This is a genomic window from Agrobacterium sp. ST15.13.015, from assembly GCF_027871645.1.
GTDB classification, from domain to species: domain Bacteria; phylum Pseudomonadota; class Alphaproteobacteria; order Rhizobiales; family Rhizobiaceae; genus Agrobacterium; species Agrobacterium leguminum.
Genome location: NZ_JAQAHF010000006.1, coordinates 295,743 through 311,490 on the forward strand (window position 1 = coordinate 295,743; position 15,748 = coordinate 311,490).

General features: G+C 60.4%; 13 protein-coding genes. 7 read left to right on the top strand and 6 right to left on the bottom strand.

Features of this window, described 5'->3' with window-relative positions; all coding sequences use genetic code 11:
* Window positions 1-199: 199 nt before the first annotated feature.
* The gene (gene catB, locus PIB16_RS12200; RefSeq protein WP_174000768.1) at window positions 200-829 is read left to right on the top strand and encodes a type B chloramphenicol O-acetyltransferase; all 630 of its coding nucleotides are present in this window, start codon (window positions 200-202) and stop codon (window positions 827-829) included.
* 83 nt (window positions 830-912) lie between these two features.
* On the opposite strand, the gene PIB16_RS12205 is transcribed toward catB, so the two are convergent.
* Entirely contained in the window at window positions 913-2,739 is a 1,827-nt protein-coding gene (locus PIB16_RS12205) for a chloride channel protein (RefSeq protein ID WP_236766974.1), read from the bottom strand.
* Between the two features lie 161 nt (window positions 2,740-2,900).
* Between PIB16_RS12205 and PIB16_RS12210 the strand changes: the two genes are divergently transcribed.
* Window positions 2,901-3,320 carry a MarR family winged helix-turn-helix transcriptional regulator gene (locus tag PIB16_RS12210; RefSeq protein ID WP_142845758.1) on the top strand — a complete coding sequence of 140 codons (420 nt, stop codon included), beginning with the start codon at window positions 2,901-2,903 and terminating at the stop codon, window positions 3,318-3,320.
* Window positions 3,321-3,377: 57 nt separating this feature from the next.
* Here the strand turns inward: PIB16_RS12210 and PIB16_RS12215 are convergent, their stop codons facing one another.
* From PIB16_RS12215 to PIB16_RS12235, 5 genes are all read right to left on the bottom strand, one after another.
* On the bottom strand, window positions 3,378-5,180 hold the full coding sequence (locus PIB16_RS12215; RefSeq protein WP_142845759.1) for an NAD(P)/FAD-dependent oxidoreductase: 1,803 nt from the start codon (window positions 5,178-5,180) through the stop codon (window positions 3,378-3,380).
* A 113-nt stretch (window positions 5,181-5,293) separates the two neighbouring features.
* Entirely contained in the window at window positions 5,294-6,367 is a 1,074-nt protein-coding gene (locus tag PIB16_RS12220; protein WP_174000769.1) for a 2,3-butanediol dehydrogenase, read from the bottom strand.
* A gap of 160 nt (window positions 6,368-6,527) precedes the next feature.
* The gene (locus PIB16_RS12225; protein ID WP_142845761.1) at window positions 6,528-8,411 is read right to left on the bottom strand and encodes a sigma-54-dependent Fis family transcriptional regulator; all 1,884 of its coding nucleotides are present in this window, start codon (window positions 8,409-8,411) and stop codon (window positions 6,528-6,530) included.
* Window positions 8,412-8,565: 154 nt separating this feature from the next.
* The gene (locus tag PIB16_RS12230) at window positions 8,566-8,892 is read right to left on the bottom strand and encodes a tetratricopeptide repeat protein (RefSeq protein ID WP_174000813.1); all 327 of its coding nucleotides are present in this window, start codon (window positions 8,890-8,892) and stop codon (window positions 8,566-8,568) included.
* A gap of 81 nt (window positions 8,893-8,973) precedes the next feature.
* On the bottom strand, window positions 8,974-10,053 hold the full coding sequence (locus PIB16_RS12235; protein WP_065657731.1) for a LacI family DNA-binding transcriptional regulator: 1,080 nt from the start codon (window positions 10,051-10,053) through the stop codon (window positions 8,974-8,976).
* Between the two features lie 238 nt (window positions 10,054-10,291).
* Here PIB16_RS12235 and PIB16_RS12240 point away from each other — a divergent pair, with 238 nt between their 5' ends.
* From PIB16_RS12240 to PIB16_RS12260, 5 genes are all read left to right on the top strand, one after another.
* On the top strand, window positions 10,292-11,269 hold the full coding sequence (locus tag PIB16_RS12240; protein ID WP_080858081.1) for a substrate-binding domain-containing protein: 978 nt from the start codon (window positions 10,292-10,294) through the stop codon (window positions 11,267-11,269).
* Between the two features lie 116 nt (window positions 11,270-11,385).
* A complete protein-coding gene (locus tag PIB16_RS12245; RefSeq protein ID WP_174000773.1) occupies window positions 11,386-12,876 on the top strand; it encodes a sugar ABC transporter ATP-binding protein in 1,491 nt (496 codons plus the stop codon).
* The gene (locus PIB16_RS12250) at window positions 12,869-13,885 is read left to right on the top strand and encodes an ABC transporter permease (protein ID WP_065657734.1); all 1,017 of its coding nucleotides are present in this window, start codon (window positions 12,869-12,871) and stop codon (window positions 13,883-13,885) included. The genes PIB16_RS12245 and PIB16_RS12250 overlap by 8 nt, the downstream gene beginning before the upstream one ends.
* On the top strand, window positions 13,882-14,877 hold the full coding sequence (locus tag PIB16_RS12255) for an ABC transporter permease (protein WP_174000775.1): 996 nt from the start codon (window positions 13,882-13,884) through the stop codon (window positions 14,875-14,877). Before PIB16_RS12250 ends, PIB16_RS12255 begins: the two co-directional genes overlap by 4 nt.
* Before the next feature lies 1 nt (window position 14,878).
* Window positions 14,879-15,727: a sugar phosphate isomerase/epimerase family protein gene (locus tag PIB16_RS12260; RefSeq protein ID WP_174000776.1), complete on the top strand. Its 849-nt coding sequence runs from the start codon at window positions 14,879-14,881 to the stop codon at window positions 15,725-15,727.
* Window positions 15,728-15,748 lie beyond the last annotated feature (21 nt).

Genomic DNA, 15,748 nt, shown 5'->3' on the forward strand with positions numbered 1-15,748 from the left:
GAGACTGGAGACATGTCTCGGCTTGGCCTTCGCCCCTTCTTGCGGTAACCAGACTGAATGATAAAAGCCTCGAGTATCACCTGCATCTAGCTCCCGCCGCAGCGCGAGGGGCATCGAGCGAAAAGCCGACAGGCTTGGCGCTCGGCGTCGGCTTGCCTGAAGGCAAGCGAATGCGAACATATGCAGTGAGATTACTCCAATGGAAAATTACTTCCAAAGCCCGTTCCGGGGCATCACGCTTGACAAGCAGGTCAGGAACCCGAACCTCGTGGTCGGGAAATACAGCTATTATTCCGGCTATTATCACGGCCACAGTTTTGAGGATTGCGCCCGTTATCTGCTGCCGGATAAAGGCGCGGACAGGCTGGTGATCGGAAGCTTCTGCTCGATCGGTTCGGGCGCCGCCTTCATCATGGCCGGCAATCAGGGCCATCGCAACGAGTGGATCAGCACCTTCCCGTTCTTCTTCATGCCGGAGATGCCGGAATTCGAGAATGCCGGCAACGGTTATCTGCCGGCGGGCGATACCGTCATCGGCAACGATGTCTGGATAGGCTCGGAAGCGATCATCATGCCCGGCATCACGGTCGGCGATGGCGCCGTGATCGGAACGCGGGCGCTGGTGACGAAGAATGTCGAACCCTATGCCATCGTCGGCGGCAATCCCGCAAAAACGATCCGCAAGCGTTTCGATGACGACAGCATCGCCCTGCTGCTCGAGATGAAATGGTGGGATTGGCCGGCGGCACGGCTGAAGGCGGCAATGCCGCTCATGACCAGCGGCAATGTCGCCGAGCTTTATCGGTTCTGGCGATCCGATAAGCCGTAGCCGTAAAAATGCCCGGCCCGTTTCATCGAAGTGGGCCGGCGCTTTCGGGTGATATGCGGGCGAGCGGAAAGGTCTGCCCTGTTTCAGGGCGTCGTCGCAGGCTGGCGGCGATTTGTCATTGCCGTTCCGATGAAGGGTTGCCGTTCCTGCTCGGACCTCTGCTGCGCCTGGCGCAGATGAAGCAGGTCCTTGCGCGTAACGAGACCGACGAGACTATTCGAGGACTTGTCTACAATGGCGATCCTACCCGTGTCGGCGCTGAGCATCAGGTCGGCGATCAACCCAACGGGGTCGTTTTCGTGCGCAACCGGGATTTCGCGGTCAGCCAGCCTGTCGGCCAATGTTTCTTCGCCGCCATGCGGCTCCTGTTGCCAGGAGAGAATGTCTGCCCGCGACACAAGCCCCACCAGCGTTCCCTCGGGCTGTACCACCGGATATGTCCGGTGCGTTTCCTGCGAGCCGGTGAAGAATGAAATCGCCTGCGATACCGTCATCCCGGCAGGCAGCGTGTCGACCTTGCGGATCATGATCTCGGACGCACGGGTGAGCTCAAAGGAATCGATCGCATATTCGCGCGTGATGTGCTGGCCGCGCCGGGCGATCTTTTCCGTGAGGATCGAGCGCCGCATCAAAAGGACGGTGACGGAATAGGCGGCCACGGTGGCGATCATGAGCGGGATCGCGGTGCTGAGATCGCCAGTGATCTCAATCGCGAAGAAAATCCCGGTCAGCGGTGCGCGCATTGTCCCACCCATCATGGCGGCCATGCCAAGCAACGCCCAGAGGGCGGGCTCGCCGGGCAGGAATGTCCCTGTCAGATAACCCGCCGATCCGCCGAGGATGAGAAGCGGCGCGAGCACACCGCCGGATGTCCCCGAGGACAGGGCGATGAGCCAGATTCCCGACTTGACCAGAAGAATGGTGAGGACGGCCTGAGCGGCAATATGGTTGTCGAGAAGGTCGGCAATAATGTCGTAACCGACGCCGAGCGCTCTTGGCTCCATCAGGCCGCCGAGGCCGACGGCGAGGCCGCCGAGCGCCGGCCACCACATCCAGTGGATGGGGAGCTTTTCGAAAAGATCTTCGATCTTGTAGAGCAATATAGTCATCAATCCCGACTGCAGGCCGGCGAGCACGCCGATCAGGACGCAGGGTGCAAGCCCCCACCATGGCAGGTCATAAGCGAAATCCGTAGGAAATAGCGGACCGGTGCCGAAATAGAACGGCCGCCAGGTAATCGAAACCGCAGCAGCGACTGCAACCGGTATGAAGCTTCTCGGCTTCCACTCGAATAGCAGGAGTTCGACCGCGAGCATGACAGCGGCGATCGGCGAACCGAAGATCGCCGTCATGCCGGCGGCGGCGCCTGCCACAAGCAGGGTTTTGCGTTCCGCGCTGCTCATGTGGAAACATTGCGCAAAGAGAGAGCCGATCGAGCCGCCCGTCATGATGATCGGGCCTTCCGCGCCGAAGGGCCCGCCGCTACCGATCGAAATGGCAGACGAGAGAGGCTTCAGGAGCGCCACTTTCGGGGACATACGGCTGCCGCCGATGAGGATCGCCTCGATCGCTTCCGGAATGCCGTGCCCCCGGATTTTTTCCGAACCGAAACGGGCCATCAGCCCGATGACGATACCGCCAAGAACCGGCGCCACGACCATCCATAGGGACGGATGTATGTCTGCGAAACTGACCTCGTGCGTGCTGAACCTGCCAAGCCAGACAGTGTTGGTAACAAGCTGGATGAGGCTGACCAGAAGCCATGCGGCAAAGGCCCCGAGCGAGCCGACGATGCAAGCCATGGCGATCAGCAGCAGCACGCGTTTGTCCGTCGTGAAATCACCGGCTTGCCGCCTTGGAAAACCGCTATCGAATTGACTTGATCTGGAGGGTGAAGAGGCTTGGGTCAACGGCTTATCCTTGGGTGCGCGAAAATAGTGGCGCGATAAATATGTCGTAATACGATATAAATCAATGGATTTGTAATCTCTCAAAATATCCGGCGATTTTCATTCGCGGATAGTCGGGCTAAAGAAGAATGAGAGGCAACCAGGATAAGGGCTTGCGAAATATGACATTGCCGACCCAATCGGAATATGAGGCGCTTGCCGTCTTTCGCCACACGCTTAAGAAATTCATGGATTTCAGCACCTCGGCCGCTCAGGCGGCGGGCCTGCCGCCGCAGCAGCATCAGGCGCTTCTGGCCATCAAGGGCTTGCCGGCGGGCGAGGTCATGACGGTGGGGCTACTTGCGGAACGGCTGCTGATCGCGCCCCATTCGGCAACCGAGCTCGCCGGTCGTCTGTTAAGCGGCGGCCTCATCACGCGCGAACCAGACCCTGCCGATCGCCGCCGTCAGACGTTACAGCTGACGGAAAAGGCCGAGCAGGTCATGGCGCATCTGAGCACGATCCATCTCAAGGAAATCCGCGAAACGGCGCCGCAGCTGATTGCCATATTGAGCGAGCTTGGAAACGTGGAAAAGACTTAGACGCAGACATGTATGTCGCCCGGGGCGCCGAGCTTGGCCTGCGCCCCTGGGCTCTGATCAGGACAGATGATGCGGCTTCTGAAGGCCGTAAACGGGCGTTTTAAGGCCCACCTGTCTCGCCTTGAGCTGGAGCGAGAGATATTGCGAATAGTGCCGCGATTGATGCAGATTGCCGCCGTGGAACCACAGCGCCTGCTGTTGTGTCGGCTTCCACATGTTGCGCTGCTCGCCTTCCCATGGGCCGGGATCCTTGGTGGTGTCGGAACCGAGGCCCCAGCATTTGCCCACCTTGTTCGCCACTTCACGCGAAATGAGATCGGCGGCCCAGCCATTCATCGAACCATAGCCGGTCGCATAGACCACCAGATCGGCAGGCAGTTCCGTGCCGTCCTTCAGCACCACGGCATTCTCCGTCAGATGCGAGACGTCGACACCGGATCTGAGTTTGATCGAGCCGTCGATCACGAGGTCACAGGCCCCGACATCGATGTAATAACCCGATCCACGCCGCAGATATTTCATGAACAGGCCGGATTCGTCATCGCCGAAATCGAGCATGAAACCGGCTTTCTCAAGCGCGGCATAAAAATCGGCATCCTGTTCGCGAATGCGATCGTAAACGGGAACCTGAAACTCATGCATTATCCTGTAGGGCAGGGAGGCGAAGATGAGGTCGGCCTTGCGCGTCGTCATGCCGTTTGCCACTGCCCGCTCGGAATAGAGATCGCCGAGCCCGATATCCATTAGCGAGTCCGATTTGACGATATGGGTGGAGGACCGCTGCAGCATGGTGACATCGGCGCCGGCTTCCCAGAGCGCTGCGCAGATATCATGCGCCGAGTTGTTGGAGCCGATCACCACGACCTTTCTGCCGGCATAGGCGTCCGGACCCGGATGCTGCGAGGAATGCTGCTGCTCGCCCTTGAAGACATCCTGTCCGGGGAGTTTCGGGATATTCGCCTTGCCGGACATTCCTGTCGCCAGCACCAGCTGTTTCGGCCGCAGTACGACCTCCTTGCCCGCCCGGTCGACAATCACTGTCCACTCGCCCGTCGCGTCGTCATATTGTGCCGACCTGCACGTGGTGGAGCCCCAATAATTCAGCTCCATCACCTTGGTGTACATTTCCAGCCAGTCACCTACCTTGTCTTTCGGCGTGAAGACGGGCCAGTTTTCCGGGAAGGGAATGTAGGGCAGGTGATCGTACCAGACGGGGTCATGCAGGCAGAGCGATTTGTAGCGCTTGCGCCAGCTGTCGCCGGGCCGCTCATTTTTCTCGATGATGATCGCCGGCACACCAAGCTGGCGAAGACGCGCGCCGAGTGCAATGCCGCCCTGTCCGCCGCCGATGATGACGACATAGGGCTGCTCCGAATAGCCGAGTTCGGTGGCTTCGGCTTCGCGTTTTTCCTTCCAGGTCCGGCGGTTGCGGTCGTGGCCGTGCTCCGCGCCCATCGGACGGCGGATACCCTTTGGTTCCTCATGGCCCTTCAGTTCGCTCATGGTGGTGAGCAATGTCCAGATCAGCCCGTCCTTCAGGCGGATGTGGCCGTAACCGCGGGCGACACCGGTCTCGAACTCGAACCAGCCTTCGGTGACGCCATCGCCTTCCGAGGCTTGCTCCTTCACATCCTGCACCAAGCCCGAGGGTTTGATGGCGGAAAGCTGGCTCGTCAGCATGTCGCGGATTTGCTCACGGCCTTCCAGTGTCTTCAGGTTCCAGGTGAAGGTCACGAGGTCGCGCCAGTAACAATCGGCCTGAAACAGGTTGACGGCGGCGTCTATGTCTCCATTTTCCAGCGCATTGCCGAGCTTGGAAAGAACCGTGTCGATTTTGGTGGCGGGACTGACATCAAGCATATTCATCTCCTCCATGGTGCTTGGTCTGATGGTGGAGCGGCGAAGTCGCCGCCCCGAAAGCCAACGGCTCCCGCATACCGGGCTCCTTTTCCCGGCATGCGGAGGCGGAAAGCCTATTTTGAAAGATCGATCAGGATCTTCAGATGAGTGCCGGCGGGGTCGAGCAGGGCATCGAAGCCCTCCGACACGGCCGTATCGAGCGTGATGCGTTTGGTAACGATCTTCGTTGCCGGCAGCAGGCCGGAGGCGATGAGCCGGATGACGCGGGGCCAGTAATGGGTCGGATAGGCCCACGAGCCCTTGATCTCAAGGTCGCGGAATGTCACCTGGAACCAGTCGATCGGGTTTTCATGCGGATGCAGGCCGGTCTGGACGACGACGCCCTGTTTGCGCACCGCATCGACGCAGGCCTTGAGCGCATGTTCATTGCCTACGCATTCAATGGCGACATCGCAGCCGACCTTGCCTTCCGTTGCCGCGCGCACGACATCACCGACATTGTCGCGCTTCGGGTTGATAGTGATGACGTCGGGGACGATGCTGCGGGCAAGCTCAAGGCGGGCGTCATTGAGATCGGACACGAAGAGCTGGGCAGCGCCGGCCGCACGCGCGGCCAGAAGCGTGAGCATGCCGATCGGGCCGGCGCCCGTGACCAGAACGCTGTTGCCGGCGGTGACGCCGCCGCGGTCGCAGGCATAGACCGCAACCGCTGAGGGTTCAACGAGTGCGGCCTCTTCATCGGTCATCTCGTCGGGAATCTTCTGAACGTTATATTCGTTGACGAGTGCTGCCTGCGCCATGCCGCCGCCGTCCCAGCTGAGACCGACCAACGCCAACTGCGTGCTCAGATGGAAGAGGCCACGGTCGGCGAAATAGTCACCGGATCGCGGCATGACGAGCGGCTGGATCGAGACGCGATCACCGACGCTGACCGAGGTGACGCCTTCGCCGATGGCCTCCACGACACCGCCGAATTCGTGACCGAGAATTTGCGGGCCATGGGCGCCGGTAAAGGGGTGCGGTCCGGTGGGGATGAAGATCGGACCGTAACTATATTCATGCAGATCGGTGCCGCAGATGCCGACGAACCGGTTGCGGACGAGAACCTGTCCCGGCCCCGGCCGTTTCGGCTCGGGAATGTCTTCGATCCGCAGGTCCCTGGCTGCATGAAATCTGAGCGCGCGCATGTTTTCTCCTCGATGGCTCCTGATGCCGGAGAAGGTGCAATGCCCGTGCCAGCACGGTTTGCCGTACCGGAAGCCCGAAATTGCGGGGGTTTACCAGAGTGAAGGTTTTATACAGCGCCACAGCTGTGGCGCGACAGCCGTGGCGCATGCCTCACTTTTTCTAGTGAGGCTTTCCGATGCCGAGGCGTCGCATTCGCCGGTGCATGGTGGTGCGGTCGATGCCAAGCCGGCGCGCGGCCTCCGACACATTGCCGTTGCAGGCGGCCAGAAGCGCGCCGAGATCGGCACCGCGACTGTCGATCATGGGGGCTGACGTTGCGGAGGCCAGATGATCGGGAAGATCTTCAGCCGTAATCACCCCGTCATCGCAAAGGGCGGCGGCAAAGGCTATCGCATTGTCCAGCTCGCGGATATTGCCGGGCCAGCGATGGCCAAGGATCGACATCCGGGCGGCGTTGGAGAGCGTCAGGGGACGACCCGGCAGCCCATGTTTTTCCAGAAACCTATCGAGGAGCCAGGGGAAGTCGTCGCGCTCGCAAAGCGCCGGCAAGGTCAGCACGGCCGCATTCAGGCGGTAGTAGAGATCTTCGCGGAAATCACCTGTCCGTACCATGTCGCTCAACGGGCGGTGCGATGCGGAAATCACCCTGAAATCGACCTTCTGGGGGGTGGAGCCACCGACGGGCAGAATCTCGCCTTCGGCCAGCACCCGCAAAAGGCGGCTTTGTGCCGCAAACGGCATGTCGCCGATTTCGTCGAGGAAAAGCGTTCCGCCTTGTGCCTCTTCCACCAGCCCCTTGCGTCCTTTTGCCAGCGCGCCCGTGAAGGCTCCCGGCAGATAACCGAACAATTCGCTCTCGATCAGCTGTTCGGGAATGGCGGCGCAATTGACGGCGACGAAGCGGCCGGAAACGCCGCTGGCGTCATGAATGATGCGGGCGAGATGTTCCTTGCCGGTTCCGGTCTGGCCCTGCAGCAGGATCGACAGTTTTGCGGGCGCCAGTTTTTCCACCTTGCGCCTGAGGTTTCGAACCGCCGGCCCATCGCCGCCGATCTCTTCCATGACCGGCTGGGATTTTGGACGGGCAAGCGGCACGGTCGACCGGTGTTGTTGCGGTTCGATCGCGTGCGCATACAGCACAGTGCCGTCCTTCACGACGATGCGCCTCTCCTGCGGCAGGCTTGATCGGGTGAGGGAGGCGAGTTCATCGAAGCCGGCCTCGAAAAACGCCTCTACCCGCTCCCCGAGGAGGCGTTCCGGCAGGCGCCAGTCAAGCCCGCGCGATGCGGCGAGAAGGCGGGCGGCGGCGTGCGTCATGCCCGTTATGCGGCCGGAGCCATCGACGGACAGGGCCGCTTCGGGGTCGACATCCAGAAATTCGGGCGCGCCAGCAAAGCGCAGCACGAGATCATGGCGGCTGCTGGCCATCAGATTTGCAAGTTCGATCCTTCGCACGGTCGATGAAACCAGATGGCGCGCCATGTTCTGGCTCGTCTTGAGGATGGGGGAACTCAGCAGCGAAATATCGAGTACGGCGGTGAGTGCGCCCTGGGTATCGTAGATCGGGGCGGCGGTACAGGAAAGCGGCGTATGCGTCACATCAAAATGATCGGTCTGGTGGATCGTCAGCGCTTCGCCGGTGGCGATGCAGGCGCCGACAGCGCAGGTGCCGGCGCGCGGTTCCGACCACTCCGAGCCTAGGTAAAGCCCGGCCTTGCGCAGATTGTTGTTAAATGACGGGTCGCCCAGAAACTCGACCGTCACCCCCTGCTGATCCGACAGAAGAAGAACGTAATTCTGCTCGGCCACCTGCCGATACAGCCGCTCCAGGCCGGAACGGGCGATGTGGACGAGGTCTTCAGCCCGCTGGCGATGCTCGCGCAGGCATGTTTCGGAAACGATGACGGCTTCGCGGGCCTTGGCCGGATCAAGCTGATAGGTGTCGAGACAACGCCGCCAGGATTCGAGCACCACCGCATCCCGACCGGTATTCCTGCCCTGTCCGACGTGCTCGATTTCCTTGATGTGATCCGAAAAACCCATAAATCACCGGCCCTCGACAGCCGCCTCCCGTGATTTTTCCGGCGATCATAGCCAGTTTTATGAAATCTGGCTAACCTTCCGGCGATTTTTTAGCGCATGGGCTCGATTGTGCTGGCAACGACGCGGCCGAGTTGCGCCCGTGATGCCCGTCTCATCAACTGACGCCCTTCAGTGCGCGTGACTCCACACGTCGCAGCCGGACCTCCATCTGCCTCTTTGCCTGAATGTCGCCGCGCCTGACGGCCACCGCGATGCCTTCCACCCACGCCGCAATGGCGCCGTCGTCATCTCCCAGCCGTGCGCGACATTCGCCGAGTTCGGCCCAAACCGCGGAATAGTCGGGATCCTGCCGGATGGCCTCCTGGAGATGAAGCGCGGCAACTTCGAACTGCCCGGCCGCCTTGAGCGTCTTTGCGATTGAAAAGCGCAGGAGCGGACTGTCCCGTCCGTCTTCCAGCATCCTCATGAGTTTTTCGATCATCATTTTCCCGTTGCGATGGTGAAGCACCATGCAATCGGTACGACCTCAAGCGCGGTTGAGGTCAAGCGGGATTTCGCGCGTTCACTTCGCCATGCGACGCAATGCAACCGGGTCCCATATGTCGTCGAGCGGGCCTTCGAGAGCGGTTCGCGGGGGAATGAGCTTCGGTTCGATGATAGTGACTTCCGGCTCGGTCCGGTTCTCTTCCAGCAGTTCGAAACCCTTTTCGAGCATCTGCGCGATATCGGGTTTAATCATATAGACCGGGAAGGGAAGGAATGACCCGAACGGGTCGTAGTCGAAGCAGCCGACGACGATGTCGCCGAAGGCCTCGCCATCATGACGCCCCATGAAACGCAGCAGGCCTTCGAAATTTATCGATGAATTGACGAAGAAACAGCGGGGCAGGCGGCCCCTGCGCTCGAAGAAACGTTCGAATGCCAGCTCCGTCATATGTGGTGAATAGCCGGTGATCTCGATATCGTCTCCGCTTTCCGCCCCGAAGTAAGCGGCCTTGGCGGCGTGGAAGCCGTCGATACGCTCGCGGCTGGCGTGGTCATCATGACCGCCGAACAGGATGACGTCGTCAGGGCCGAGAGGTCCGCCTTTTTCCGCATGGGCAAGAATCGCCGATGTCAGTATCTCCGCACCGTGCCTGTTATCGGAAATGACCGAGGGTACGAATTTGCCGGGAAGGTCGATATTGACATGCGGCAGTGCTGCGCGGGCGCAGACCTGGTGCACGCCGTCGGGATCGGTCGCGCCTGCAATGAAGAGGGCATCGATGGAATAGGCGATCAGGGTCTCCACGGTGCGGCGTTCTTCCTCGGGATCGCGCCGTCCGGAGACCACCATGGGCGACAGGCCGCGTTTGCGTGCCTGCCCTTCGAATGTCTGCGCCATCGATGAAAAGAACCGGTTGTCATAAATGGGCACCAGAAGCCCGACGAGACCGGATTTCGAACTTCTCAGACCGCGGGCCTGCAGGTTGGTTGTATAGCGATGCGCCTTGGCGAGCGAGAGAATCTTATCGGCAGTCTCCTCCGAAATCCGCCGTTTGCGCCACGATCCGTTCAACACCGCGCTCACTGTCGAGGCTGATGCGCCCGACAATATCGACAAGTCATAAATGGTGGCTTTCTTGGAACTTATACCCGTCACTGCGATCTCCCCAACTGATTCCGATTATTAGAGCACACATCCCCTTGACGGAAGGGCGCTTCATGTTATGGTTATTGCACCATCGATTGTGCAACTTGGCAATATCGATTGTGCAAGATGGTTGCTGTGGGAGTGGCAAGGGAGAGTCTCGAATAAGCGAGATGAGAAATTTTGAACGCGCCAGATGAAAAATGGCTGCGGCGGGTTTCGTTTGCCTGATTTTTTGAGGAGGAACATCATGAAGAAAATTATTGCTGCAGCGGTCGGCCTGTCGCTCGCGTTGCTCTCGTCCACCGCCTTTGCCGAAGGGCCGAAGGTGGGCGTCGTCGTCAAGATCGGCGGCATTCCGTGGTTCAACGCCATGGAGGCCGGCATCAAGGAACAGAGCAAGAAGCTCGGCGTTGACGGATTCATGGTCGGCCCGACCAGCGCCGATCCCGCCCTGCAGGTCCGCGCCATCGAAGACCTGATCGCCCAGAAGGTCGATTTCATCGGTGTTGTGCCCAATGATGCGAAGGTGCTGGAGCCGGTGCTGAAAAAGGCTCAGGCCGCCGGTATCAAGGTCATCACCCATGAATCGCCCAAGCAGCTCGGCGCCGACTGGGATTTCGAACTGGCATCCGCCAAGGGTTTCGGCGAAGCGCATGGTAAGCTCTTGGCGGAAAAGATGGGCGGCAAGGGCTCCTATGCCGTCTTCGTCGGTTCGCTTACGGTTCCGCTTCATAATGCCTGGGCTGATGCCGCCATCGCCTATATCAAGGCGAATTACCCCGACATGAAGCTCGTCGGCGATCGCTACGGCGTGGCGGAGGACCTCGACAAGAGCCGTTCGACGGCGCTTGACCTGATGTCCGCCAATGCCGACCTGAGCGGTTTCCTCGCCTTCGGTTCGCAGGGGCCGATCGGCGCCGGGCGTGCCGTCGAAGAGCGGCGCAAGGATGGCAAGGTCTTCGTAATCGGCCCGTTCTCGCCGGGGCAGGGCGCCAAGCTCATCAAGTCGGGGGCGCTGACGGGCGGCTTCATGTGGAACCCGAAACAGGCCGGTGAAGTCTTCATTACCCTCGCCGACCGTATCGCCAAGGGCGAGACACCGAAGGCCGGCGACAATATCGAAGGTCTCGGCACCATCAATCCCGAGGGCAACACCATCGTCGTCGACCAGCTTTTGAAGATCGACAAGGAAAGCATCGACAAGCTCGTTTCCATGGGCCTCTGATCCTCCCCAAGGCCAAGGCGTCGCGCGAGGTGTAATACTCGCGCGACGCCTCATCTGGAAAACATGCCGAGCGCCACGTCTGCAATGCTGCCGCGGCGAAGGAGATTTACATTATCATGAGCGCAGAACCGCTCCTGTCCCTTAAAAATGTCAAAGTCACCTTCGGCGGCGTCCGCGCGCTGAAGGGTGTTTCTTTCGAGGTTAATCCGGGTGAAGTGCATTGCCTTGCAGGCGAAAACGGCTGTGGCAAGAGCACGCTGATCAAGGTCATAACGGGCGTTTACACGCCGGAAAGCGATGCTGAACTCTATTTCGATGGCAAGCCGATAGCCGCGATGACCCCAACGCTTGCGCAATCGCTTGGCATCCAGGTGATCTGGCAGGATCTGGCGCTGTTCGATGAAATGACGGTGGCTGAGAATATCGGCTTCCAGTACGCGGTGAATGGAAAATACTGGCTGGTCGACAAGCGCGCCATCGAACAGGCTGCCGAAAAGGCGCTGGACCGGCTCGGCGTCGAGATCGATCTTGATAAGCCGCTCAAGGAACTGCCTATCGCCCAGCGTCAGATCGTGGCGATTGCCCGCGCGCTGGTCGGGGAAGCGCGGCTCGTTTTCATGGACGAACCGACCGCGTCACTCACGCAGTCGGAAACCGATTATCTGATAGACATCGTCCGCAACCTGTCGGCCTCGGGTGTCGCCGTTGTCTTCGTCTCGCATCGCCTTGCGGAAGTGCTCGAGATTTCAGACCGCATAACCGTGCTGCGGGATGGGTCGCTTGTCGGTGTCTTTCCCGTTGAGGGCATGACCCAGTCACGGGTGACCGAGCTGATGACCGGCCGCAATTTCGATAGCGCCGTGATCGCTGCCGATCACGATGACAAGCCCGTCGTTCTCTCGGTGCGCGGGCTGAGCCGTGCCGGCGAGTTCGAGGATGTTTCGTTCGATCTGCGGCGGGGAGAAACGCTCGGCATAACCGGCCTTCTGGGAGCCGGCCGCACGGAACTGGCTTTGACGCTGTTCGGCATGCATCGGCCGCAATCGGGTGAAATCCTGATTGACGGCAAGAAGGTGGATTTTCATTCCAACCGCGATGCGATCCGGGCGGGCGTCGCCTATCTTTCCGAGGACCGGCTATCGCTTGGCCTGAACCAGCCGCAGTCCATTGCCGACAATCTCGTCATGGCCTCGCTCGACCGGCTGCTGAGCGGCGGCCTGATCTCACCGTCGAAAAAGGCGGATGTCGTTTCCCGCTGGATTTCGGCGCTCGGGGTGAAGATCGGCCTGCCGGAAGATCCGATCCGCACGCTCTCGGGTGGCAACCAGCAGCGTGTGGCGATTGCCAAGTGGCTGGCGATCGGGCCGAAAATCCTCATCCTCGACGCGCCGACCGTGGGGGTCGATGTAGGCGCCCGCGCCGGCATCTTCGAAATCGTCCGCAAGCTCGCCGCAGAAGGTCTTTCGATCATCGTGATCTCCGACGAGCCGCCGGAAGTTTATTTCAATACAGACAGGGTCATCCATATGGTCGAAGGCCGGTTCCACGCCACCTATGATCCGCGACGGCTGTCGCTGACCGAACTGGAGTCGGCCATCTATGCGTAGGCTCATCCTCGGACATACAACCGAATTCACGCTGCTTGTGGTCATGGTGCTGCTTTGCACGGGACTGTCCTTCGCCACCGACCGGTTCCTCACCATTTCCAACGCCTTCGATGTGCTGAATGTCTCGGCGGTCAACATCATCTTCGCGGTCGGCCTGCTCGTGGTGCTGATCTCGGGCGGTATCGACATCTCCTTCGCGGTCGCCGCCTCCGTCGTTCAATATGTCACGGTGCTGGCGCTCAATGCGCTCGGCGGCGGCAACTGGGCGGAAGGTTTCATCATTGCCGGCGCGGTTGGCCTTGGTCTCGGTTTCGTCAACGCCTTCCTCGTCTGGCGGCTCAACATCATTTCCATCGTCGCGACCATCTCCACCTTCAACATCTTCTTCGGGCTGTTGATGTTCTTCACCAAGGGCGTTTCGATCTACGACCTGCCCGAATGGCTGTCGACGCGCGTGGTGTTTTACGAGCGCGAGATGTCCGATGGTTCCTGGGTCGAGCTGACGCTGCCCGTCGTGGTCATGATCCTCTGCTGCCTCGCCACCTGGTTCATGATTTCGCGCACCACCGTCGGGCGCAAACTTTATGCATTCGGCGACAATCCGGAAGGCGCACGCCGCTTCGGCATCAATATCGGCGCCATGCACTATATTTCCTTCGGCTGGCTTGGCCTGATGGCGGGCATTGCCGGGCTCATGCAGGCCCATTATGCGCAGGAGGTGGTGCCGAACGCGCTTTATGGCCGCGAGCTGGATGTTCTTGCCGCAACCGTGCTTGGCGGCGCGCGGCTTGGCGGCGGCAAGGGCTCCGTCATCGGCTGCGTGCTCGGGGTGCTGATGGTGTCGATCACCCAGAACGGTCTTAACCTGATGGGCGTTTCTCCCTTTGCCTTCAAGATGATCGTCGGTGCCATCATCCTCATCGCCATCACGCTTTCTTCCACCCGCTTCGACAAGCTTTTGCCGAGTGCCTTACGGACATCCGCAAAGAAGGGGAGCGCACAGCGATGAGCAGTCTCGTTCGGAAATTCAACGCGATTTTCGGTGCCGACATGGCTGGGCCGGTGATTGCCTTTGTCGCGGTCATGCTCATCTTCGGAACCTTTGCCGATAACTTTCTCTCGCTCGCGACATTCGGTTCGGTCGCCTTCCAGCTGCCGGAACTTGGCCTGCTGACACTGGCGATGCTGCTGCCGCTGCTGACGGGCGGCATCAATCTGTCCGTCACCTTCGCCGCCAATCTGTCGGGTCTCGCCGCAGCCTGGGTGTTGCAGGCCCATGGCGGGGTGGATGCGCCGCCGAGTGCCTTCCTGTTCGCCTGCCTTGCCGCACTTGTCACCGGCGGCGCTGCCGGCGCGATGACGGGGGCGGCGATTGCCTACACCCGCGCGCACCCCATTCTGGTGACGCTGTCGATGATGATTTTCCTGCGCGGCCTTGGCGAGTTTCTCACCCGTGGCGGAGACGTTTCCGGTTTCCCCACCTATATGGCGCCGCTCGGTCACGGCACACTTCTCGGTCTGCCGATCCCACTTCTGATTTTCATCGTCTGCGTCGGCCTCTGGCATGTGCTGCTGACGCGGACCAAGCTCGGCTTCGGCCTGTTGATGATCGGCTCGAACATCGAAGCCGCGCGTTACTCCGGCCTCAATACGCGCAAGATTCAGGTTCTCGTCTACACACTCTCGGGCCTGATGTGTGCGGTTGCCGGCATCATCATGCTTGCCCGTTTCAACTCCGTCCGTGTCGGCCACGGGGAATCCTATCTGCTGATCACGGTGCTGGCGGCCTTTCTCGGCGGCATCAATCCGTTCGGCGGTTTCGGTCGGGTGCTGCCGGTCTTCGTTGCGCTCATCGTTCTGCAACTGCTGTCGTCCGGCCTCAATCTTCTCGGGGCCAACCAGCATCTGGCAACGGCGCTCTGGGGCGTGCTGATGATTGTCGTCATGGCGGCGCGCGGCCTGTTTTCAAGCTACTTCGCATCTCTCAGAAAGAAGGTATGACGTGAAAGGCTTCGGTGTTCACGCAATGATGTGGTCTCTCAAATGGGACCACGAAAACGCCAGACGGTCCATCGCCGCTGCCGCGGATTACGGTCAGGATTTCATCGAGATTCCACTTATCGATATCCCCTCCGTCGATGCAAAACACACGCGCGCCCTGCTGGAGAAACACGGCTTGCGCGCCGTCTGCTCGCTGGTGCTGCCGGAGCCCGCCTGGGCGTCCGTGCGTCCCGATCCGGCAATCGACCATCTGAACGCCGCGCTCGACAAGGCCGCAGAAATGGGCGCGGAGGCGCTGACAGGTGTTACCTATGGCGGCACAAATGAGCGAACCGGATTTCCGCCGACACAGGGCGAATATGACAATCTGACAAGGGCGCTCTCCAGGGCTGTCGGCCACGCAAAAACACTCGGCCTGCAATTCGGCATCGAGACCGTCAACCGCTACGAAAACCATCTGCTCAATTCCGCCGAACAGGCGGTGGCGCTGGTGGAGCGCATCGGTGCCGACAACGTCTTCATCCATCTCGATACCTTCCACATGAATATGGAGGAAAAGGGCATTGCCAACGGCATCATCGCCGCCCGCAACCATCTGAAATACATGCATATGTCGGAAAGCGACCGCGGCACGCCGGGTTGCGGCAATGTTGCCTGGGACGAGGTGTTTTCTGCGCTCGCGGCCATCGGCTTCAAGGGTGTGCTGACGCTCGAAAGCTTCGCTGCGATGCCCAGGGAGATGGCCGGCGCGATTTCCACCTGGCGGCCGGTTGCGCCCAGCGCCGATGAGGTTCTCGACAGGGGCCTGGCATTCCTGCGCGACAAGGCAAACCAGTACCGCATTTTCTGAAAGCACTCATTATCGGGGCAA

Bases quoted from the DNA above. Each gene is read 5' to 3' on its own strand.
- catB (WP_174000768.1), top strand. From the start codon at position 200: ATGGAAAATTACTTCCAAAGCCCGTTCCGGGGCATCACGCTTGACAAG.
- PIB16_RS12210 (WP_142845758.1), top strand. From the start codon at position 2,901: ATGACATTGCCGACCCAATCGGAATATGAGGCGCTTGCCGTCTTTCGC.
- PIB16_RS12215 (WP_142845759.1), bottom strand. From the start codon at position 5,180: ATGCTTGATGTCAGTCCCGCCACCAAAATCGACACGGTTCTTTCCAAG.
- PIB16_RS12220 (WP_174000769.1), bottom strand. From the start codon at position 6,367: ATGCGCGCGCTCAGATTTCATGCAGCCAGGGACCTGCGGATCGAAGAC.
- PIB16_RS12225 (WP_142845761.1), bottom strand. From the start codon at position 8,411: ATGGGTTTTTCGGATCACATCAAGGAAATCGAGCACGTCGGACAGGGC.
- PIB16_RS12230 (WP_174000813.1), bottom strand. From the start codon at position 8,892: ATGATCGAAAAACTCATGAGGATGCTGGAAGACGGACGGGACAGTCCG.
- PIB16_RS12240 (WP_080858081.1), top strand. From the start codon at position 10,292: ATGAAGAAAATTATTGCTGCAGCGGTCGGCCTGTCGCTCGCGTTGCTC.
- PIB16_RS12245 (WP_174000773.1), top strand. From the start codon at position 11,386: ATGAGCGCAGAACCGCTCCTGTCCCTTAAAAATGTCAAAGTCACCTTC.
- PIB16_RS12250 (WP_065657734.1), top strand. From the start codon at position 12,869: ATGCGTAGGCTCATCCTCGGACATACAACCGAATTCACGCTGCTTGTG.
- PIB16_RS12255 (WP_174000775.1), top strand. From the start codon at position 13,882: ATGAGCAGTCTCGTTCGGAAATTCAACGCGATTTTCGGTGCCGACATG.